Origin of the sequence: Streptomyces sp. NPDC001536 (assembly GCF_042894505.1) — a bacterium.
Lineage (GTDB): Bacteria > Actinomycetota > Actinomycetes > Streptomycetales > Streptomycetaceae > Streptomyces.
Genome location: NZ_JBIAVQ010000003.1, coordinates 121,445 through 142,047, shown reverse-complemented (window position 1 = coordinate 142,047; position 20,603 = coordinate 121,445). Strand labels below are relative to the sequence as shown.

Annotated in this window: 20 protein-coding genes and 1 tRNA gene; 16 read left to right on the top strand and 5 right to left on the bottom strand. The window is 68.0% G+C overall.

Translation table 11 applies throughout. The annotated features are described in order from the left end of the window. Nucleotides 1–86 precede the first annotated feature (86 nt). The 3 genes from ACFY0U_RS09595 (at nt 87) to ACFY0U_RS09585 (ending at nt 3,191) form a co-directional block, all read left to right on the top strand. Entirely contained in the window at nt 87–1,292 is a 1,206-nt protein-coding gene (locus ACFY0U_RS09595) for a DNA polymerase III subunit delta' (RefSeq protein WP_388632745.1), read from the top strand. Nucleotides 1,293–1,404: 112 nt separating this feature from the next. Next, nucleotides 1,405–3,006 (top strand): alpha/beta hydrolase, encoded by a 1,602-nt coding sequence (locus ACFY0U_RS09590; protein WP_388632743.1) that lies wholly within the window; start codon nt 1,405–1,407, stop codon nt 3,004–3,006. A gap of 108 nt (nt 3,007–3,114) precedes the next feature. Then, nucleotides 3,115–3,191 (top strand) — tRNA-Thr (locus tag ACFY0U_RS09585). A 91-nt stretch (nt 3,192–3,282) separates the two neighbouring features. Here ACFY0U_RS09585 and ACFY0U_RS09580 read toward each other — a convergent pair. Continuing rightward, complete coding sequence (locus tag ACFY0U_RS09580) at nt 3,283–4,485, bottom strand: tyrosine-type recombinase/integrase (protein ID WP_388632741.1); 1,203 nt, start codon at nt 4,483–4,485, stop codon at nt 3,283–3,285. Next, nucleotides 4,466–4,933: a helix-turn-helix domain-containing protein gene (locus ACFY0U_RS09575; RefSeq protein WP_388632738.1), complete on the bottom strand. Its 468-nt coding sequence runs from the start codon at nt 4,931–4,933 to the stop codon at nt 4,466–4,468. Before ACFY0U_RS09575 ends, ACFY0U_RS09580 begins: the two co-directional genes overlap by 20 nt. A gap of 113 nt (nt 4,934–5,046) precedes the next feature. On the opposite strand from ACFY0U_RS09575, the gene ACFY0U_RS09570 reads away from it, so the two are divergent. The 4 genes from ACFY0U_RS09570 to ACFY0U_RS09555 all read left to right on the top strand — a co-directional run bounded on the left by ACFY0U_RS09570 (nt 5,047) and on the right by ACFY0U_RS09555 (nt 9,219). Further along, a complete protein-coding gene (locus tag ACFY0U_RS09570; protein WP_388632735.1) occupies nt 5,047–5,250 on the top strand; it encodes a helix-turn-helix transcriptional regulator in 204 nt (67 codons plus the stop codon). Next, complete coding sequence (locus ACFY0U_RS09565; protein WP_388632733.1) at nt 5,247–6,164, top strand: bifunctional DNA primase/polymerase; 918 nt, start codon at nt 5,247–5,249, stop codon at nt 6,162–6,164. Before ACFY0U_RS09570 ends, ACFY0U_RS09565 begins: the two co-directional genes overlap by 4 nt. Beyond that, nucleotides 6,161–7,423: a hypothetical protein gene (locus tag ACFY0U_RS09560; protein ID WP_388632730.1), complete on the top strand. Its 1,263-nt coding sequence runs from the start codon at nt 6,161–6,163 to the stop codon at nt 7,421–7,423. The genes ACFY0U_RS09565 and ACFY0U_RS09560 overlap by 4 nt, the downstream gene beginning before the upstream one ends. 365 nt (nt 7,424–7,788) lie before the next feature. Then, nucleotides 7,789–9,219, top strand: a complete 1,431-nt coding sequence (locus ACFY0U_RS09555; protein ID WP_388632727.1) for a phage major capsid protein — start codon at nt 7,789–7,791, stop codon at nt 9,217–9,219. A gap of 199 nt (nt 9,220–9,418) precedes the next feature. Here the strand turns inward: ACFY0U_RS09555 and ACFY0U_RS09550 are convergent, their stop codons facing one another. From ACFY0U_RS09550 to ACFY0U_RS09540, 3 genes are all read right to left on the bottom strand, one after another. Further along, nucleotides 9,419–9,655 carry a GntR family transcriptional regulator gene (locus tag ACFY0U_RS09550; protein ID WP_388632724.1) on the bottom strand — a complete coding sequence of 79 codons (237 nt, stop codon included), beginning with the start codon at nt 9,653–9,655 and terminating at the stop codon, nt 9,419–9,421. 466 nt (nt 9,656–10,121) lie between these two features. Beyond that, complete coding sequence (locus ACFY0U_RS09545; RefSeq protein WP_388632721.1) at nt 10,122–10,769, bottom strand: HNH endonuclease; 648 nt, start codon at nt 10,767–10,769, stop codon at nt 10,122–10,124. Next, on the bottom strand, nt 10,766–11,281 hold the full coding sequence (locus ACFY0U_RS09540; protein ID WP_388632718.1) for a DUF6907 domain-containing protein: 516 nt from the start codon (nt 11,279–11,281) through the stop codon (nt 10,766–10,768). Before ACFY0U_RS09540 ends, ACFY0U_RS09545 begins: the two co-directional genes overlap by 4 nt. A gap of 1,757 nt (nt 11,282–13,038) precedes the next feature. Here ACFY0U_RS09540 and ACFY0U_RS09535 point away from each other — a divergent pair. The 9 genes from ACFY0U_RS09535 (at nt 13,039) to ACFY0U_RS09495 (ending at nt 20,600) form a co-directional block, all read left to right on the top strand. After that, nucleotides 13,039–13,971, top strand: coding sequence for an ABC transporter ATP-binding protein (locus ACFY0U_RS09535; RefSeq protein ID WP_388632715.1), 933 nt, complete (start codon nt 13,039–13,041; stop codon nt 13,969–13,971). Further along, nucleotides 13,971–14,843: an ABC transporter permease gene (locus tag ACFY0U_RS09530; protein ID WP_388632712.1), complete on the top strand. Its 873-nt coding sequence runs from the start codon at nt 13,971–13,973 to the stop codon at nt 14,841–14,843. Before ACFY0U_RS09535 ends, ACFY0U_RS09530 begins: the two co-directional genes overlap by 1 nt. Then, complete coding sequence (locus tag ACFY0U_RS09525; protein ID WP_388632709.1) at nt 14,836–15,645, top strand: ABC transporter permease; 810 nt, start codon at nt 14,836–14,838, stop codon at nt 15,643–15,645. Before ACFY0U_RS09530 ends, ACFY0U_RS09525 begins: the two co-directional genes overlap by 8 nt. Before the next feature lie 13 nt (nt 15,646–15,658). Continuing rightward, on the top strand, nt 15,659–16,030 hold the full coding sequence (locus ACFY0U_RS09520; protein ID WP_388632707.1) for a hypothetical protein: 372 nt from the start codon (nt 15,659–15,661) through the stop codon (nt 16,028–16,030). Nucleotides 16,031–16,039: 9 nt separating this feature from the next. Then, the gene (locus ACFY0U_RS09515; RefSeq protein WP_388632704.1) at nt 16,040–17,005 is read left to right on the top strand and encodes a ParB N-terminal domain-containing protein; all 966 of its coding nucleotides are present in this window, start codon (nt 16,040–16,042) and stop codon (nt 17,003–17,005) included. Nucleotides 17,006–17,214: 209 nt separating this feature from the next. Then, nucleotides 17,215–18,090 carry a glycosyltransferase family 8 protein gene (locus tag ACFY0U_RS09510; protein ID WP_388632702.1) on the top strand — a complete coding sequence of 292 codons (876 nt, stop codon included), beginning with the start codon at nt 17,215–17,217 and terminating at the stop codon, nt 18,088–18,090. Further along, entirely contained in the window at nt 18,006–18,830 is an 825-nt protein-coding gene (locus tag ACFY0U_RS09505; protein WP_388632700.1) for an SDR family oxidoreductase, read from the top strand. The genes ACFY0U_RS09510 and ACFY0U_RS09505 overlap by 85 nt, the downstream gene beginning before the upstream one ends. Next, nucleotides 18,827–19,546 carry a CmcI family methyltransferase gene (locus tag ACFY0U_RS09500; RefSeq protein WP_388632697.1) on the top strand — a complete coding sequence of 240 codons (720 nt, stop codon included), beginning with the start codon at nt 18,827–18,829 and terminating at the stop codon, nt 19,544–19,546. The genes ACFY0U_RS09505 and ACFY0U_RS09500 overlap by 4 nt, the downstream gene beginning before the upstream one ends. Before the next feature lie 64 nt (nt 19,547–19,610). Then, on the top strand, nt 19,611–20,600 hold the full coding sequence (locus tag ACFY0U_RS09495; protein ID WP_388632694.1) for a hypothetical protein: 990 nt from the start codon (nt 19,611–19,613) through the stop codon (nt 20,598–20,600). Nucleotides 20,601–20,603: the final 3 nt, after the last annotated feature.

Here is a 20,603-nt window from a genome sequence, read left to right as displayed (position 1 = left end):
GGTTCCCGCGACGGCGGCCCGTTGTCAGTGCCACCCCGCACAATGGACCCCGCACCCCCCACCGTGACGAAAGGGCGGCACCACCCATGACCGTCTGGGACGACCTCGTCGGCCAGGAGAAGGTGAGCGAGCAGCTCGGAGCCGCCGCTCGGGACGCCGACGCGCTCGTCACCGCGGCCACCACCGGCGCCCCGCCGCCCGAGGCGTCGAAGATGACGCACGCGTGGCTGTTCACCGGTCCGCCCGGGGCCGGCCGGACCCGGACCGCGCGGGCCTTCGCCGCCGCGCTGCAGTGCGTGAGCCCCGACCGCGCGCTCGGCGGGATCCCCGGGTGCGGGTTCTGCGACGGATGTCATACGGCGCTCATCGGCACGCACGCGGACGTCACCACCGTCGCCGCCGTCGGTACACAGATCCTCGCCGACGACATGCGGGACACCGTCCGCAAGTCGTACACCTCTCCGGCGACCGGCCGCTGGCAGGTGATCCTCGTCGAGGACGCCGAGCGGCTGAACGAGAAGTCGGCCAACGCGGTCCTGAAGGCCGTCGAGGAGCCCGCCCCCCGTACCGTCTGGCTGCTGTGCGCCCCGTCCATCGAGGACGTCCTGCCCACCATCCGCTCCCGCTGCCGGCACCTCAATCTGCGGACGCCCTCCGTCCAGGCGGTCGCCGACCTTCTCGTACGACGGGAAGGCATCGAGCCCGACGTGGCCGCGGTCGTCGCACGGGCCACGCAGGGGCATGTCGACCGGGCCCGGCGGCTGGCCACCGACCCCGCCGCGCGGGAGCGCAGGGCCGCCGTCCTCAAGCTGCCGCTCCGTGTCGAGGACATCGGCGGCTGCCTCAAGGCCGCCCAGGAGCTCGTGGACGCGGCCGCCGAGGACGCCAAACTGCTCGGGGAGGAGATGGACGGCAAGGAGACCGACGAGCTGAAGGCGGCCATGGGCGCGTCCCAGGGCGGACGGATGCCGCGGGGCACGGCGGGGGTGATGAAGGACCTGGAGGACAAGCAGAAGCGGCGCCGGACCCGTACCCAGCGCGACAGCCTCGACCTCGCCCTGACCGACCTCACCGGCTTCTACCGCGATGTCCTCGCCCTCCAGCTCGGCTCCCGGGTGGCGATCGCCAATGAGGACGCCCAGGACGCTCTGGAGCGCCTGGCCCGCGGCAGCTCCCCGGAGTCGACGCTGCGCCGGATCGAGGCGATCGCCGCCTGCCGCGACGCCCTCGACCGCAATGTGGCGCCGCTGCTCGCCGTGGAGGCGATGACGATGGCGCTCAGAGCGGGCTGAGCCACCGCCCCTCGGCACTTTCCCGATCAACAGGAGGTTGACCAGGTACCTCGTACGAGCCGCACGCGGCACGGACAGCGACTGATCCGCTGCGCAGAGTTACGCTCGTCTGATGTACATCAGGCGCAGCCCCCGCCCGGCACAACACCCGATCGACCCGCCTCGTCACCGGCGTTCACGCACCGGCGGTGCCCTTCTCGCCGTCGCCGCGCTGGTCGTGTCCGCCTGCTCCGCGGGGAGCGGTTCCGCCGGCTCGGCCGCGGAGGCGGCGGCGCTGGCCGCGCTGCCGAAGGCCACACCGGCCGCCCTCTCGTCGTACTACGGACAGCGGCTGAGCTGGCGCAGCTGCGGGGTGCCCGGTTTCCAGTGCGCCACGATGAAGGCACCGCTCGACTACGACAAGCCGGGTGAGGGTGACGTACGCCTCGCCGTGGCCCGCAAGAAGGCGACCGGCTCCGGCAAGGCGCTCGGCTCGCTGCTGGTGAACCCGGGCGGGCCGGGCGGCTCGGCGGTCGGCTACCTCCAGGCGTACGCCGGGATCGGCTACCCCGCCGAGGTCCGTGCCCGGTACGACATGGTCGCGGTCGACCCGCGCGGCGTCGCCCGCAGCGAGCCCGTCGAGTGCCTGGACGGGCGCGACATGGACGCGTACACGCAGACCGACACGACACCCGACGACGAGAAGGAGACCGAGGAACTCGTCGCCGCGTACCGGAAGTTCGCGGAGGGGTGCGGTGCCGACTCGCCCGAGCTGCTGCGGCATGTGTCCACCGTCGAGGCGGCGCGGGACATGGACATCCTGCGGGCGGCGCTGGGCGACGCGAAGCTGACGTATGTCGGGGCGTCGTACGGCACCTTTCTGGGGGCGACGTACGCGGGCCTCTTCCCGGACCGGGTGGGCCGGCTGGTCCTGGACGGCGCGATGGACCCGTCCCTGCCCGCGCGGCGTTTGAACCTTGACCAGACGGCGGGGTTCGAGACGGCGTTCCAGTCCTTCGCGCGGGACTGTGTGCAGCAGTCGGACTGTCCGCTGGGAAGGAAGGCGGGTGAGGTCGGCAGGAACCTCAAGGCGTTCTTCGAGAAGCTCGACGCCCGGCCGATCCCCACCGGTGATGTGGACGGCCGCAAGCTCGGTGAGTCCCTGGCCACCACCGGGGTCATCGCGGCGATGTACGACGAGGGCGCCTGGGCGCAGCTGCGCGAGGCGCTGACCTCGGCGATGCGGGAGAACGACGGGGCGGGGCTGCTGGTCCTCTCCGACAGCTACTACGAGCGGGACGCCGACGCCCGCTACTCGAACCTGATGTTCGCCAACGCGGCGGTGAACTGCCTGGACCTGCCCGCGGCGTTCGGTTCACCGGACCAGGTGCGGGAGGCGCTGCCGGAGTTCGAGAAGGCGTCCCCCGTCTTCGGCGAGGGCCTCGCCTGGGCCTCGCTGAACTGCACGTACTGGCCGGTGAGGGCGACGGGTGAACCGCACCGCATCACCGCGAAGGGCGCCGCCCCGATCGTGGTCGTCGGCACCACCCGCGACCCGGCCACCCCGTACCGCTGGGCCCGCGCCCTGGCCACCCAGCTCTCCTCCTCCCGCCTCCTCAGCTACGAGGGCGACGGGCACACCGCCTACGGTCGGGGCAGTGTCTGCGTCGACTCCACGATCGACGCGTATCTCCTCCGGGGGACCCCTCCGGCGCGGGGCAAGCGCTGCTCGTAGCCGCCTCGACCGGCCCCGGAACGCACCCCTCCGGGGCCGGTACGGAGCACCCTCCGAAACTGTGTAGACTTACCGGCGTTGCTGATCGCACCATAGTGCGGACGGCGCGCCGCCTTAGCTCAGATGGCCAGAGCAACGCACTCGTAATGCGTAGGTCTCGGGTTCGAATCCCGAAGGCGGCTCCACGATGAAACGGCAGGTCACAGGCCGTTTTCTGACTGCCCGTTCGGGGAGGGTCCCGGGCGGGCAGTACGCATTTTGTACGCATGGTTTCGATCACGCGGCTTCCGTGAGGGACGCACGCAGCTTGGCCAGTGCGACACCCCGCCCGATGTCGAGGGCGTCTGCCACCTCGTCGAGCCGGTCCGGGAACAGGTGGCCGTAGATGTTCAGCGTCATGGACGCGTCCTTGTGCCCGAGCATCGTCTGCACGACCTTCACGTCGGCGCCGGCCGCGATGGCGAGCGAGGCCGCCGTGTGCCGCAGCTTGTGCGGCGTGATTCCCATGCCGTCCAGACCAGCGGCCTTCACCGCGGGGTCGAACACCCGCGAGCGGAAGTTGGCGTAGCGCAGCGGGCCGCCCTCGGGAGCGGTGAACAGCAGCGCGTCAGCCTTCCGGCCAGTGCCCAGTTCGCCGAGCTCGTCCGCGAACGATCGAGGTAGGGGCACCGACCGCTTCTCGTGGTTCTTCACCGGGCCGAGCTCCAGGTGCCCGGAGACGTCGGTGTAGTTCTGCACGATCCGCATGCGGCGCTGCTCGGCCTGGAGGCGGCCCACCTTCACCGCGGAGGCCTCCGCCCACCGAATGCCGCAGTACCCCAGGGTGAGGATCAGCAGGCGATACGGGCCCGCGGCCTCGGCCAGCTGCTCCAGCTGGTCGTAGGTGAGGTAGACGTGCTCGTCCTCGTCGTCGGGCCGCGGCAGCTCGTGGTCGTGGCACGGGCTCAGCGAGACACGCTTGGAGAACACCGCGTGTTTCATGACCATGGCGAGCACGCGGTAGGCCTTGATGATGCGGGCCGCGCCGATCGGCCGGCCGGACTTCCCGGGCCCGGTCTCCAGCTCGGTCAGCCAGGCGTCGACGTCCTCCCACTGGACGGCCGCAACCTGCCAGTCACCCCACTTGGGGATCACGTAGTTGTCGAGCAGGTCTCGGTAGTCGCGCTTCGTGGTGCGGCCGATCTTCCGCTTCGACGCGAACCACTCCTCGGCGACCACCTTCACGGCCGCCTTGCCCGACTTGGGGTCCCGGTACGAGCCCTTGTCGAGCCGCGCCGTGACGGCGTCCTTCTCTGCCTCGGCCTGTGGCAGCTTCCCGAACGTTCTGGCCTTTGGCTTCCCGTCGGGGCCGTACCAGCGAACGCGCCAGCGGCCGGGCGGCTTCCTCTTGGACCCCTCACGCTTGGCCGCATGCCAGTTCTCCAGTGCCTCGCGGTAGTCGGCGTGGTTCTGCCGATCCTCAATCCAGACCCTTGCCACCCTGCCCCCTCTCCTCGGCCAGCTTCAGGGCCAGCCGCGTGAAGTCCTCTTCCGGTGCCTCGGTCATGTAGCTGCGGGCGTCCATGCCCGGCAACGCCTGCTCGCCCTTGATGAAGTTGCGCCAGACCAGCGCCAGCCCTTCCGCGTTCGGGTCGCCCTTCCATGCGGCCGGGAATGGCAGATCTTCAGGAGGCATGGGCCTGCTCAGCAGGTGAACCGGCGCCACCTCCAGGGCCACGGCGAGCGCCACCAGCTCGTCAACGGTCACGAAGCGCCGGCGCCTGCCGTCCTTGTCGCGGCGGCCGGTCTCGATGTTCGACACCGACTGGGCCGTGATCTCTGGCGCCCCGATGTCCGCGCAGCGTTGCGCCAACTCGGCGGCCGTCAGTCCTCGTTTGCGGCGAACCTCGCGGATGCGCTCCGCCGCAATATCACTGTAGCTCGTCACAACGACGAATGTAGCTGCACGCTTGACGAGTCGCAAGACGCTGAGGGAAGATCCGGGCAATGCGATTCGTCGTTACGACGCATCGCTAGTCGTTTCGACGAGGAGTGGTGAGTGTGGACCCCCTTCTGACCCCTAAGCAGGTGCAGGCCCAGTACGGCATCGCCGCGAAGACGCTGGCGAACTACCGCTGGCAGGGCATTGGCCCGAAGTACGTGAAGACGCACCCCGGACAGCAGGGCCGAGTGAAGTACCGGCGCAGCGCCATCGACGAGTGGATCACCGCGTCAACCGTCCAGCCGGGAGGCACGGCCGCATGACGAGAAACACGAACGCCCCCGCCGAAGCGGGGGCGCCGAACGATCCACTGGCCCGTGGAACCGAGCCCAGCGTAGCGCCCCTCAACGGGGCACTGTGGCTTGTCCGCCACGGCTTTCCCGTCTTCCCGTGCGACCACCCCGAGTTGAACCGCTGCGCAGGCCTGCACAAGACGTGCGACGGCTCCCGCGGCAAGCACCCCGCCGTCGCCTTCACCAGGGCCTGGACACTCGACGAGGCCAAGGTGCACGAGACGTTCGCTCGCGGACTGCGGAACCCCGCCGTAGCCGTAGGCGCCTGCTCGGGACCCAACGGCACACGCCTCCTGGTCGTCGACAGCGACCGCCCCGGAGCCATCGAGGACGTAGCAGCCGCCCACGGTCAGGAGTGGCCGGCCACCATGCGCGTCTGGACCGCCAAGGGCCACCACGACTACGTGTGGGCTCCGGCCGCTCTCCAGCTGGGCAACGGACTCGGCACGCTACAGGGCCAGTTCGACGGGGACGTCCGGGCCGGGAACGCCTACGTCATCGGTCCCGGCGCCCTGCACGCCTCTGGTGTCCTGTACGAGCTGGACGACCCCGAGCGGCCTCCCGTCATGGCGCCGCACTGGCTGCTCGACGCATTGGTGACGCGCCCGGCGTTCGCCGTTCGCCGCACGAAGTGGTGGGACACCACCCGCCCCGAGGGGTACGACCGCGTCCGCGGCCTCGTCGCGTTCGTCCTCGCCAGCCCCCGAGGCACCCGGAACAACCGCCTGTTCTGGGCCGCATGCCGGGCAGCGGAGGACGCCCAGGAAGGCCGCGAAGACGCACGGCACGCCCTTCTCGAAGCAGCCATTGAGGCAGGGCTCAGCGAGCGGGAAGCGTCCGCCACGATCCGATCCGCGTACAACCGCACGGGAGCCACCGCATGACCGAGCCGCAGCCCCTAGACACCGGGGTCTCCATTTCTGGCCAACCTCTCCAGGACGTACACGACACGTTCCGGAAGTGGCTCGGCAAGGACTACGACCTCGACGCCCTGGACGCCATCCTCGCCACGGCCGCCGTCGAGCAGCTGGGCGGCGACCCGTGCTGGCTCCTCGTCGTCTCCGGATCGGGCGCAGCCAAGACCGAGTCCGTCATGCCGCTCGCAGGCATCGGCGCCCACATCGTCTCCACCATCACCGGCGAGGCCGCGCTCATCTCCGGGACCGCCGAGAAGGAGAAGGCCAAGGACGCCCACGGAGGCCTCCTCCGCAAGATCGGCGAGCGCGGCATCCTCGTCATCAAGGACGTGACGAGCATCCTGTCCATGAACCGCGACGCCCGCGCGGCCGTCCTCGCCGCGCTGCGCGAGATCTACGACGGACGCTGGGACCGCGAGATCGGCCAGGACGGCGGCAAGACGCTCACGTGGAAGGGCCGCCTCGTCGTCATCGGCGCCGTCACCACCGCATGGGACTCCGCCCACAGCGTCATCTCCACCATGGGCGACCGGTTCGTCCTCGTCCGCATGGACTCACACACCGCGCAGAACCGCCGCGCGGCCGGCCTACAGGCCCTGATGAACGTAGACCGCGAGGTCGACATGCGCGACAGCATGGCGGACGCCGTCGGCCAGCTGCTCAAGGGAGTTGACCCTGCCGCAGGGACCGACCTCGACATGCCCGAGATGGAAGCCATCTTGGACCTGGCCGACCTCGTCACCCTTGCCCGCACGGCAGTTGAGCGGGACTACCAGGGCAACGTCGTCCAGGCGCACGCACCCGAGATGCCCACCCGCTTCGCCAAGCAGCTGGCCCAGATCGTGCGCGGCGGCATCGCCATCGGCAAGGACCGTGAGTCAGCACGAGCCCTCGCTGCACGGTGCGCCGGCGACAGCATGCCTCCCCTGCGCATGCGCATCCTGGCCGACCTGCTGCGCAACGGCCAGGGACTCACCGGGCAGGTGGCCAAGCGCACCGGACTCCCGCGCAAGACCGCCGACCGCGTGCTGCAAGAGCTGCACCTGCTCGGCCTGCTCGATGTCGCGGAGGAGCCGTGGGGTCAAGGCGTGCGATGGAGCTACCGACTGGCCGACCGCGTGAACCATGACGCCCTCGGCAAGTTGGCCAGAAATGGAGACCTGCACCCCAAGGCAGAGTCGGCCAGAAATGGAGACCCCCACTCTCATGGCCAAGGGGCCGCCTAAGACGCCCACTTGACGCATCGAGATGCGCGACCGCTCAGCGAATCGTCGTCGCAGGTCAGGGGTTTTTAGGAAAGATCATCATCGCAACCCCGCGCCCAGCTTTTATTTTTCTCCCCCCGGGCCCAATGCCATCCGCGATCATGGCGGGAGCGGTCAACACCTCCCGCTTTCCAGCCTTTTGACCTACCATGGGGGTGGGTTCAGACGCCCCGCGGACCCCCGGCGCCACGGCCTCGGGGGTCCGCACCGGTTCAGCCTTACCCGCTACAGCTCGCTCGCGTTCCGCTCCGGCGCCAAGGCCTCGGACGGCCGACTGATCTGGACAGCACCCCGTCCATCAGTCCAGCCGTGCCCGAGGAGGCATCGTGCCTACGCTTCAGGAACTCATCACCCACGCCACCCAGCAGCGGGACTCCGCACAGTCCGAAGTCCAGCGCCACAATGACGAGCTGGCTTCTCTCCGCGACGACCCCAACCTGACCGTGGAGCAGGTGCGCGCAGCCGCGAGCGCGCGGGACGCTGCGCAGCTGCGCCTCACGACCGCGCAGACGTCGCTGGACGGGCTGGTGTCCGCGCAGCGCGAGGAGGACCACCTCCAGCAGCAGTATCGGCAGACCGCTCCCGGCTCCACTCGGGCACCGGGCTACGACCAGGTCCACCGCGTCGGCGCCGAGCAGCGCACCTATCAGGGCCCGGAGGCCAGCAGGGACGGCCGCGGGGTCACCGGGCCCGACTTCCTCCGGGACCTGTACGACTACCAGGTGAAGCGCGACCCGGGCGCCGGCGCCCGCCTTGAGCGCCACGGTGCCGAGGTCGAGCACCACGACCCGGGGTTCGCTCAGCGCATGGTCGGTACCGGCGCGGTCTCTGGGTTCGTGCCCCCGCAGTACCTGACCGACCTGTTCGCCGAGTTCGCGCGCGCGGGCCGCCCGCTGGCCAACCTCTGCTCGGGCATCCCGCTGCCGGAAAGGGGGATGGAGGTCGACATCCCGCGCGTGACCACGTCGACCACCACGTCCGTCCAGACCGCCGAGGGCGGCGCGATCGGGAACACCGACCTGGACGACACACTGCTGGCCGCCCCGGTCCGCACGATCGCCGGGTACACCGACGTGTCCCGGCAGGCCATCGAGCGCGGCGTCATGGTGCAGTCGCTCATCTTCGGCGACCTGGCCGCGGACTACAACGCCAAGCTGGACACCCAGCTCATCAACGGGTCGGGCGCCTCGGGCCAGCACACGGGTGTGCTGAATGTGGCCTCCATCAACAGCATCACCTACACCGACGCGACACCGACGATTCCGGAGCTGTGGCCCAAGCTGGCCGACGCGGCCGGGCAGGTCATGGGCCAGCGGTTCACCGGCCCCACGGCGTTCGCCATGCGGTCGAACCTGTGGGCATGGATCCTGGCTGAGAAGGACACCGCGGGCCGGCCGCTCGTCGAACCGGGCACGGTCGCCGTCAACCCGATCGCCGTGGCGTCCACGCGGCCCGCCGACTACACGGTGACCGCGGTCGGCTCGCTGTTCGGTGTCCCGGTCGTCCTGGACAACAACATCCCGAACAACCTCGGGGCGGGCACGAACGAGACCCGCATCATTGCCGCGGACTTCCGGGACCTGATCCTCATGGAGGACGAGTCGGCGGCGCCCGTGCAGCTGCGGTTCGATGACGTTCAGTCCGGCACGCTTCAGGTGCGTCTGCTGGCCTACGGCTATTCGTCGTTCGCGGCAGGGCGCCAGCCGAAGGCCATCAGCGTGATCGGAGGGACGGGCCTCATCGTCCCCGCCCTCTGATCGCAGGAGAGGGGGGTTCCGGTCTCGGCGGGGATTGGGACCCCTTTCCCATGCGTGCAAAACCCCAGGTCGCTGCGAGAGGGGAGGGGGTGTCGGTGGGGGAGGGGAGTGGTTAGCTGGCTCATGCACGTACTCAGGCGTGAAGCGAGCAGGCGCCCGCTGACCCTGGGGCCACCTCTCCATGGGCGCCTGCTCGTCGTCAGCTTGGCGTGCCCGGCGCGATCACGAAAGTCCCTTTGGCCGGAAGGGTGGCGACGAGGCCGCGCTCACGCAGTTCCCGGACGGCCCGGCGCACGGTGCCGATGCTCACGCTGTAGATCTCGGTCATGGCACGCTCGCCGGGCAGTGCGGCGCCAGCAGGCAGCGTGCCGGAGGCGATCTCGGCCGCGATGCGGTCGGCCAGCTTCACGTACTCGTATTGCGGGAGATCGCTCATGCCGTCACGTTCGCGCGGCCCTGTGCGGTCGGCATCTTGGGAACGCGTCTCACCGCGTTGGAACGCAGGGGGACGCGGTGGGACGCAGAGGGGTACGGTCGGGGCAGCAGAAAGCCCCCGCGGCCGTGACGGGCCCGGGGGCTGGCCGACTGGTTGGAGTCGACGTGGACGAGCGTACAGAGACACGGACGGATGGCACAGGCAGCTACGAGCGCGGCCCGGCCGCGCTGGCTTACCGAGCGCTGCTTGAGCACACACAAAGCTGCGAGCAGTGCGTAGAGGACTCGCGGGAGTGCGCGACCGGGCGAGCCCTGATCCGGACCCTTCGGGCAGCGAGGCAGGGGTAGCCGGATACATCGGGATACGGCGTATCCGGGGTGTACCTGCCACTCGGATACGCCCGGGATACACGCGTACTGAGGTGTATCCCGGGCCGGTCTCCACGCAGGTCAGCACTCGGATACGGTCAGGCTACTGACCGAGCAGCGCCGTTCCCGCCCGCGGCTTCCTGCATCTCTGCCCAGTGGAGCAGGAGGGCCGCCATGGACCACGTCAGCCGGTCCGCCTTGGCCTGGTTGCAGCCGTCGCAGGCCAACACCAGATTGGCGGGCAGGTTGCACGCCCACATGCTCTTCGGGATGTAGTGGTCGATGGTGACGCCCCTCAGTGCGTCGAACTGCGTGCGGCAGTAGAAGCACCGCCGGCCGTCCCGCTCGGCGAGGTACAGGCGCGTCTCGTGCCACCCCGACCGCTTGTTCTGCCCCGGCCTGCACGGCTTCTTCCGGGGCGGCCGGTTGCCTTGCAGGATGCGCTGCGCCTGCTGGATACGCGCGGTGAAGCGGTGCAGGTTCGCCTCCAGGGCGCGTGCCTCGTCGGCGCCGAGCAGTTCTACGTCGTCGGCCAGGACGCCGAACCCAGGGCCGCTCACGGCCAGCTGGGGGAACTTCGCGCCGGGTTCCAGGACGAGGCAGGCCTCCATCATCAGCGTCCCGTCGGGCAGGGACACCTGCCAGTCCTCGGAGGCGTGCCCCCAGTCCTCGGGCGGCTCGTCGCCGTGGTCCTCAACGCACCACTTCGGGCAGCCGTTGACGACCTTCAGTTCGCGACTGTTCACCGGTCCGCCTTCCGGCCCGTGCGCCGGGCGTTCTCCAGGTCGACGGCGAGGTCGTCCAGGGCGTCGGCGTAGGCGCGCAGCTGGTCGGCGAGCCGGAACACTCCGTCCCGGTCCAGGTGACCTTCGGTCATACCGAGGGAGGGCCACAGGATGGCGGTCGGCCGCCGCAGGTCCCTCCCGAACGGGTACTGCGTGATCTCGCAGAGCAACACGTCCTCGTGGGTGCCGTCGCCGAGGTCGACGTGCAGTGCCTCCTCGGTGCCGCGGTGCGCGAAGTCCTCGAGGAACGTCCCGTGCGTGACGTCCTCCTGGTGGTCGGCCTGGCACCACTTGGGGCAGGTCACGGTGAGGGTGGCGCCGGGGGAGTCGAGGAGACGGATCGCGTGAGTGCGCTCCTTCAGATGCTCCTGGTAGACCTCGCGGTAGGCGTCGAGGGCGCGGGAGCGCTGCAAGGCCTCGTCTGCCTGGCTGAGCGGCTCTCTGCGGGCAGAATCGGGCTGTACGTTGTGCATGGCTGGACTTCCTTGCTGGTTGGCTCGGGTCCGGCCGTAGGCCCTGGGTGGTGGTAGGACACCCCCAGGGCCGCCGCGTTGCCGTACACATTCCGTACAGGTGGCAACGGGAAGGGCCGGGACATTGCGGGTAACGCTGGGACGCGTTTTCGCAGGTCAACCGGCCTGTGGCGCGATCATCGCAGGTAGGCTAAGTGCCTCTAAAGACCTCGTAATGCGTAGGTCTCGGGTTCGAATCCCGAAGGCGGCTCCATCCGGAACCCCGGGTCAGGCCTCTGACCTGGGGTTTTCTGGTATTCATGTTGCCTCGTCCGGGTGAAAATGCGCCTGTTGACCTGCGCAGTCGCAATGCGTAGGTCGGAGGTTCTTGGTGGGGGCGGTTCCCGGAGACGAGCGTGCGAGTGCCTTTCTGACCTGGTGACTTCGAGACGGCGCTGCTGTCTGATCGGTTCTGGTCTGCAGCGGCGTGCGGGAGGGGAGCGCATAGGTGCATCCGTAGTGCAGCAGCGGACGTCGGCGGTGGGCGTCCTGGCGGGAAATGTTGGCTACGACCAGGTTGTCGATGTTGCACAACCCTGAGCAGGAAGGGTTGTCGCCGTCGGTTCTGGAGAAGGCCGGTCTGGAAGTCCGGCACACGGAGTCGCCGCGCGACACTACGGCCGTACGGTCGCACCCTGGAGGAGCGCTGGGAGCGGTCGCACGGCTGGGCGCTGAGGAGATGGCGCGGGTCTGGTGGCTCCAACTGGTCGGCGGAGTGCCGGCCTTCGAGGAGTGCCGGATGGGTGTTTACCAGATCTTCGCCGTACGGTCGGTGCCCGGCGGTGCGGCCGGTATGCCGAGCACCCCAAACGCTTGGTACGAGGGCGTTCACGCTCGCCACCTTCGCCGTCGCGGCGCGTGGAGGCGTGCGCCGGATCGTCGACGTGGTCTGGGGGCAGTCCCTCGTGGTGCGCACAGCCCACCGCGGTCGCCGCCCACCTGCACGACGCGGACGCCGACCCGGACCCGTCATCCGAGGAGTGTTACGGGACGGGCGCCTTCCCTGTGCTCCGAGCGCGGGGTGAGAGTTCGGCGGCGAACGGCGCCCCGGTGAGCAGGGCGAGGTTCGACAGCCACAGCGCCAGACCTTCGCTCTCCAAGCCGGCCAGCAGTGCGTGTTCAGGCTCGAACAGCTTCGCCCCGCCCCCCACCCGCTTCAGGCGACCAGCTATCCGGGCCTGGCGCTCTGTCAGGACAGTCAGGGATGGGGAGAATCGAGAGCCCGGATACCCAGACCTGCTGCTGGCCCCAGGCGCTCCGCCGTCCGTGGCTGACTGACGCCCTGGTCACGCTGCAAGGCTACTGGCGGGCGTGGTCGACGAAGCCCTACCCTCGGCACTCCAGGGACTGATCAACACCGTCGGCACCGGCATACCTCTTGATCTCTACTGTCTGATTTGACAAACCAGCGGTAGCAAGGGTTGACACCTTCTGCAGCGCAATGGAAAGATCACTTGTCGTGCAGTTTCTACGTCTCGTCGCCCGTCTGCAGATCGACCTCATGAAGGCGTCTAGCAGCATCTGTTGACGTGCCGGAATCTCTCCGGTGAGCGGGCCTGAGGTCGCTCCCGGTCTTCTTGCGCATAGAGCAAGCATAGGTTTGCCGCGCCTCTCTCCTTCTTTTCGTTTCTCTTCAACGTCGGTGACGTTTCAGGTTGAAACGGCGCTGCGTATACGCGCGCATCCATTTCCCCCCACCAAGAAGTGAGCGTGTCCACTTGAACGACGAAATTCATGTACATGCACGCGGCCTTGTGAAGAAATACGGCAGCTTTACAGCGGTCGATGGTGTTGATTTCGACGTGCGTCGCGGTGAAGCTTTTGGATTCCTCGGACCAAACGGTGCGGGAAAATCCTCCACCATGCGGATGCTCGGTTGTGTGTCACCACCGAGCGGAGGAGAGTTACGAATCTTCGGTGCTGACCCGCTCAACAGCGGCGCCGACATTCGTGCGCGACTCGGTGTCGTCCCACAGGGCGACCTGCTCGACTCCGAGTTGACGGTTGGGGAGAACCTGCTGGTCTATGGTCGCTACTTCGGTTTGCCCATGCAGGTGATTCGTGAACGCGTCGACCGCCTGCTGGACTTCGTACAGTTGACGGATCGTGGGAACGACACGGTCGAATCCCTGTCCGGCGGTATGAAGCGCCGGCTGGTCATCGCGCGCTCACTCATCAATGAGCCCGACCTGCTGCTTCTCGACGAGCCGACCACGGGTCTCGACCCGCAGGCCCGGCAGGTGGTGTGGGATCGGCTGTTCCGGCTGAAACAGCAGGGCATCACGCTCATCCTGACAACCCACTACATGGATGAGGCCGAGCAACTCTGTGACCGCATCGCCGTGATGGACCGGGCTCGGATCATTGCCGAGGGATCCCCCCGTGAGCTGATCGAGCGATACGCGACTCGGGAAGTGCTGGAGCTGCGCTTTGACACCGAGCGGCGCGACGCGGCAGTGGAGAAGCTTGAGGACGTGGCCACCGAGCGCAGGGAGGTGCTCGTCGACCGCATCCTCCTGCACGTGCCGAACGGAGACGCCACGCTCGCCGAGGTGCGAGCACTCGGTCTGGACCCGGTGACGTCGCTTGTCCGACGCAGCACGCTGGAAGACGTCTTCCTGCGACTGACCGGCCGTCGGCTGGAGGACTGATGGACAATCCGCTCACCGTCACGTCGTACCTCAGCACCTCGGACACCGGCACCACTCCGCCCTCGGTCCCGGTGGACTCCCGGCCGGGAGTCGGTCTGCTGCGCAGGCCGACGATTCGCGCCCTGCGGTACTGGCTGTCGGTCTACCGGCAGACCTGGCAGGCGTCCTTGTACGTCAGCGTGGTCAACCCACTGTTGTACCTCGGAGCCCTGGGTCTGGGGTTGGGGACTCTTGTCGACCGCACGGGTAACTCACCCATCGACGGCACGCGCTACCTCGACTTCGTCGCTCCCGCCGTGCTTGCTCTGCACGCCATGGTCACCACGACGGGCGAGTGCAGTTTTCCCGTGTACCGCGTGATCCGCGAGGACAGCGCCTATCGCGCCGCAGTGGCCACACCACTGCGTCCCCGGGACCTCCTGCACGGCCATCTGGTGTTCGTGGCCATGCGGCTCACGGTGAACGCGGTCCTCTTCCTCACGGTCATGTCTGCCCTCGGGGCAGTGAAGTCCCCCTTGGCTCTGCTGGCTCTGCCGGCTGCTGTTCTCACGGGCCTGGCCTTCGCCGCGCCCATCGAGGCGTGGACCCTTGCTGTGCGGGACATGAACGCGTTGAACTACATCTTCCGTTTCGCGATGACGCCGCTCATGTTGTTCTCCGCGACTTTCTCTCCCTTGAGCACGATGCCCGAATGGCTGAGGGCCGTGGCGTACGCGACCCCTCTGTGGCACGGGGTCTCCCTGTGCCGAATGCTCTCCCTGGGAGACCCGCGTCCGGTGACGGCAGTCGCAAACGTCGCCTATCTGACGGTGTTCGGCCTGATCGGTGTCGCGCTCGCGCGCCGCGGCTACGAGAGGCGCCTTTATGTCTAGGCCGGTCGCAGTTCTCCGAAAGCCTCCCGTGTCGGCCGGTGTCCAGGGCGGGCTTCGACTCATCGAGCGGCATGTGCGTGCCTACCGCCACAGTTGGTTGCTGTTGGCTTCGGGCGCGTTGGAGCCGGTCCTCTACCTCTTCTCCATCGGCACGGGCGTCGGCACGCTGGTGGGTCAGGTGGCAGGTCCGGACGGTGAGCCGGTGCGCTACGCCGCGTACATCGCGCCGGCGCTGCTGGCTACGGCGGCCATGAACGGAACCATCGCCGACTCGACCTTCAACGTGTTCTTCCGGCTGAAGTACACGGGCCTCTACAGTTCGGCCCTCGCCACCCGTATGCGCCCCAGTGACATCACCGTCGGCGAGATCGGCTGGTCCGTCATCCGCGGTGTGCTCTACGCGGCAGCGTTCATGGGGGTCTGCCTGGCCATGGGACTGACCCCTTCCCCGTGGGCCCTGCTCGGTCTGCCCGTGGTGATGCTGATGTGCTTCGCGATCGGGGCGGCGAGCATGGCCGCGACGACGTACATGAAGAGCATCCTGCACTTCGAGTTCGTGCCGCTTGTGGTGCTGCCGATGTTTTTGTTCTCGGGCACGTTCTACCCGATCGACGTGTATCCGCGGTTTCTCCAGGTTCTGGTGGAGTGCCTTCCGTTCTATCAGGGTGTCGCCCTGCTCCGCGGGCTGAACCTCGGCGCGCCGGATATCAGCCTGTGGTGGCATGCGGGTTATCTCCTGGCACTAGGACTGGTGGGTGCGGCCATCGTCCGGCGTCGCATCGGCACCTTGTTGTTGACCTGATCGAAAGGGCACCATGAGTGATTTTGAAGGCACTCTCATCATCGAAAGCCTTCGCGTCGGCACAGACGTGCGTGATCTTTCATTGACGTTGCGAGACATCCGCAGATTCCGTCCCGGTGCCACCGGCGCAGGGCAGCCCGAAATATGGACCGCCCTGACTTTCACCGTCGTCGAAGAGCAAGCTATCGTGGTCGCTCACGCGCTCTCCGAGGTTCTGGTGGAGCGCGGATGGTACATGGACCTGAGGTCTTCGAAAGAAACGTTGGTGGTTTTTCCCGACAAGGTCTTCCGCTATGAACGGGGGGACGCTGACGGGCGAGCACGGGCTCAGGAACATGGATCTTCCCTGGGCATTCCGGAGGATCAGCTCGACTGGCCGGTATGAGGGACGACTGTGGCCTTGTCGGACGAGGGCTTCGACTTACCGGCGATCTCCCCGGGGGCGGTAACGGAGAGCGTGCCGCTGAGCGCCTTGGGGCCGGCGTATTCTCCGCGTCGGACAGGTATCGACCCGGCTCACGTGCAGATGCTCGCGGAGATCGATCCCGCGCGACTACCGCCTGTCGTGGTACAGCGTTCAAGCATGCGTGTGGTCGACGGAGCACATCGGTGCGCGGCCACTCGCCGACACGGCAGGGACGAGATCCCCGTGCGGTACGTCGACTGCTCCGATCAGGATGCGTACATCCTCGCGGTCAGGCTGAACACTCTGCACGGGCTGCCGCTCGCTCAGGCCGACCGAGTCATCGCTGTCCGCAATGTACTGGCCTGGCATCCCGATTGGTCGGATCGGGCCGTGGCCTCGCTCGCAGGCGTCAGTGCCAAGACGGTCAAGGAGCTTCGGGACTGTTCAGATGAGGAACTGACGCACCTGAACAAGCGCGTGGGCCGCGATGGCAAGCACTATCCGGCCACAGCGGGAAGCGAGGGCAGACGTCGAGCAGTCGACTACATGACCGCCCGGCCCGACGCCTCACTGAGGGAGGTCGCGCGCGCCGCCGGTATCTCGCTGGGCACGGCGCACGATGTCCGGGCCCGCATGCGCCGCGGCGAGGATCCTGTGCTCCTGGGGCGTCGGGTCGCCCAGCGTCCCGACGAAGGAGCGGGCAGAGAGGCCATGGCGTCGGCCATCGTCGCCAAGCTCAGCAGCGATCCTTCGCTCCGCTACTCCGAGCAGGGGCGTGCCTTCCTGCGCTGGCTGGCCGCGCGGGTCGTCCGCGGCGACGAGTGGCGTGGGTTTGTCGAGCAGGTGCCGCCGCACTGGGTGCCGGAGTTGATGCTCATCGCCGAGGCTGTCAGCGCCGAATGGCACGAGTTCGCGGAGTACCTGAGGACGGCGGACCGCGGCGACCGGTCCTGACGAGGCTTCACACACGTCGAATCGTTGTCCGGGACGCCCTGGACGGCGACCCTTCCGGGCTGCGCGCCCGGCACTTCGCGTTCACCCTTCCTGACCTGCGAACGCTTGGTCTCCGGTAGGGCTCTCCCTAGCGTGGGGGCGAATCCGACGCAACGGTGACGCCGACCTGTGGTTGTCGTCGCCATCCACGCCTGAGGAGCCACCCGACCATGACGGCGGACCATTCCGGAACGGCAGCCGTGGTGCTGGCCATAGACCGCGGGTATGTCGGCCCGGCCATTGTGACGCTGCGTTCCCTCGCCGACCACAGGGGCGCGGAAGCCCCTCACGTATGGGTGCTCGGCCACGGTCTTTTCAAGGAGGACACGCGCCAACTGCTGGACGAGGCCGACCGTTTGGGGCTGCCGCTCAGCATCCGCGAAGTCGACCAGGACCTGACTCAGTACGATGTGCAGTTGCACCTGTCGTCGGCGGCATGGATCCGGGTGCTGATCCCGGAACTGTGCCCCGAACTGGACCGGGCGCTCTACCTCGACGCGGACCTGATCGTCCTGCGCGACCTGACCCCGCTGCTCGAACTGCAACTGGGGCAGTCTCCCCTGGCGGCGGTGCAGGACTACGGCATCCCTGAACTCGGCACCGCGCATCTGGCGGAGCCGCCGTTCGACTTGAGCACCGTGAACCCTCGCACCAAGTACTTCAACTCCGGTGTCATGGTGATGAATCTGCCCCGCTGGCGGGAACTGCGGCTCACCGAGCGGGTCCTGGACTTCGGCAGGGCGGCCTCGAACCGCTTGCGCTTCGCGGACCAGGACGCCCTCAACGGTGTCATCGCAGGAGACTGGACCGAACTCGACCGCCGGTGGAACGTTCTGCCGCTGACCGAGATCATGCAGGTGCTGCCGTTCGACTTCCTCGGTGAGCCGTACCTCTCCCTGGAGCAGGTGCCGGCCCTTGAGGAAGGCGCCTACATCATGCATTACGCGACTCCGCTCAAGCCGTGGCAGAACCGCTACCCAGCAGGAGTCAACCGGGATCGCTTCACCCGCTACGCGCGGTCCGAGCCGGCGGTGACAGCCCGGTGACCGGCAACGCGACCGGGCGACCCGCTCCCGTGCTTGTCCTCGGGGGCTCGGGAGTGGTGGGCGGAGCAGTGGTCAGGGCCGTGATCGCGACGTCCAGCCATCCGGTCGTGGCCACCCACCGGCGTGCTCATCCACTGCCCATGGCACGGACCACCTGGGTCCGGTACGACTCGGCCGCCTCAAGGGCGGGAGACGGCGCGCGAGACGGACGACTCGACGGGGTGCTCGGGGCGTTGAACGCCATGGAAGCCCCGCCGGCCGCCGTGATCCATTGCGTGGGTGCCAGTTCCAGTCGCCTTCGCGTCACCGACACGGCCGACGACGAGTGGCGCGCGCTGTTCGAGGACAACGTCCTCGGCTTCGTTCAGGCGTACCGGGACCTGGGCTCGCGCATTCGCCGGGGCCGGGCAGCGGTGGTGGTCGTCGGCTCCGAGACCACCACGGCTCTGCCCGCGGGAAACGGCTCGTACAGTGCGAGCAAGGCGGCTCTGGAAGCCGTAGTGCTCACCTTGGCCAAAGAGGAGGCACGGTACGGCGTGCGGATCAACGTCGTCGCGCCCAGCAGGATCGGCCGCCAGGACGAGTCGGTCGGTGCCGACGGACGCCGCCTGATCACCCCCGAACAGGCCGGTGAAGCCATCACCGCTGTCGCTCTCGACCAGTCGGAGCGCTATCGCTCCGGACAGATCATCCGGCTGAACGCATCAAGCCCTCAGGACCAGAAGGAGAATTCGCGGTGACGGACGTCCAGACGTGGGAGGACCGGCTGCCTGCCCGGGTCGTCGCCGACTACGAGGCTTCGCTGGCCTCGTACTGGCACGACAGGTGCGAACAGCACCTCAGGGACTGGTACATGGGGGTGATCATCAACAAATACCCCGAGGACCTGCGGGTGTACGAGCACTTGCTGTGGCACGCCCGTCCGAATGTGGTCGTGGAGATCGGCTGCTCCAGCGGCGGCAGCACCCTGTGGTTCCGGGACCGGCTGAAGACGCTGGCAGGGTACGGCCGTATCAGCGACCCCCTGGTGATCACGATCGACATCGATGTGTCGCGCGCGTTGAAGGCGCTGGCCGAGGTCGATCCGGAACTGGAGGGCATCGTGGTCATCGAGGGCGATGTCCGGGATCCGGAGTTGCCCGCGCGCGTGGCCGAGCACATTCCGGCAGACGCCCAGGTCCTCCTGGTCGAGGATTCGCAGCACACCTACGAGACGACGGCGGCGGCGCTGCGGGGGTTCGCCGATTTCGTGCCGGTGGGAGGGTTCCTGGTGGTGGAGGACGGACACGGCAACGTTCCGATCACCCGTCCTCCGAAGGACATCCCCTGGGGCGTCCTGCCCGCCCTGGACGACTGGCTGGCCACCGAGGCGGGGTCACGCTTCGAGGTCCACAGGGAACTGGAGCGCTACGGAGTCACCACCAACCCCCGCGGTTACTTGCAGCGCGTGCGATGACCGTGCCGCCGTACTTCTCGTTACTGCACACGACTCGACACCGCTACACGATCAAGGCGTACGCATGACAGTCAGGACCCCCGTTCACATCGACCTGACCGAGGTATCGACCCAGGTCATCACCGTGGATCGCCCCTTCTCCTTCAAGACGACAGTCAGCAAGCCGTCCCACTTCCCGACGCCCCTGGAGTCCTTCCCCGAACCCGGCACCTACCTGGTCACCCTCCATGTGGGCGACGACCTGTACGGGCTGAGAGCGCGGGACGTCGGCCCGGAAACGGTCGAGCTGACTCTCTACGCACCGGAGGACGTTCCCCAGGACCGCGCCGACACGGTCACCACGGAAGCTGCCAGACGGCTGGGGCTGCTGGTCGACCTCTCCGGGTACGAGGACATCTGGAGCCATGACAGTCGTCTGCGGGCGCTGCCCACCGAACTCGCCGGCGGCCGCCCGGCGATGCCGCACTCGCTCTACGGCTTCCTGATGATCTGCGTGTTCCTGCAGAACACCAACGTCCGCCGAACCGTCCAGATGATGAAGGCGATGACCGAGCGGTTCTCGCCCTGGGTGCGGTTCCCCGACGGAACCGTTCTTCCGGCGCTGTGGTCACCGCAGACCATCGCGGAGTCGTCGGAGGAGGAACTGCGCTCCCTGAAAGTGGGTTACCGGGCTCGCACGATCGACCGTCTCTCACGTCAGTTCGCCGAGTCTCCCGGGCTGGAGGCGGAACTACTGGCGATGACCGACCCGGAGGCCCTGCGTCAGGGCCTGTTGGGTCTGTACGGTGTCGGGCCCGCCACGGTCGGCTACCTGAGTTACGCCTGGTTCAAGCAGCTCGACGACCTGGTGTACGTCGCCCCGTGGGAGTGCAAGATCCTCGGCCGGCTCCTGCTGGACCGGCCGGACGCTCAGTCACCGGAGCTGATCGCCGAAGCACGGGCGCGCTGGTCGCCGTACACGATGCAGGCGCTCAACGCCGTGTTCGAGAGCGTCTTCTGGAAGCGCGCCGAGGGTGTCGGTCCTGCCTGGCTGGATGAACTGATCCTGCTTTGAAGC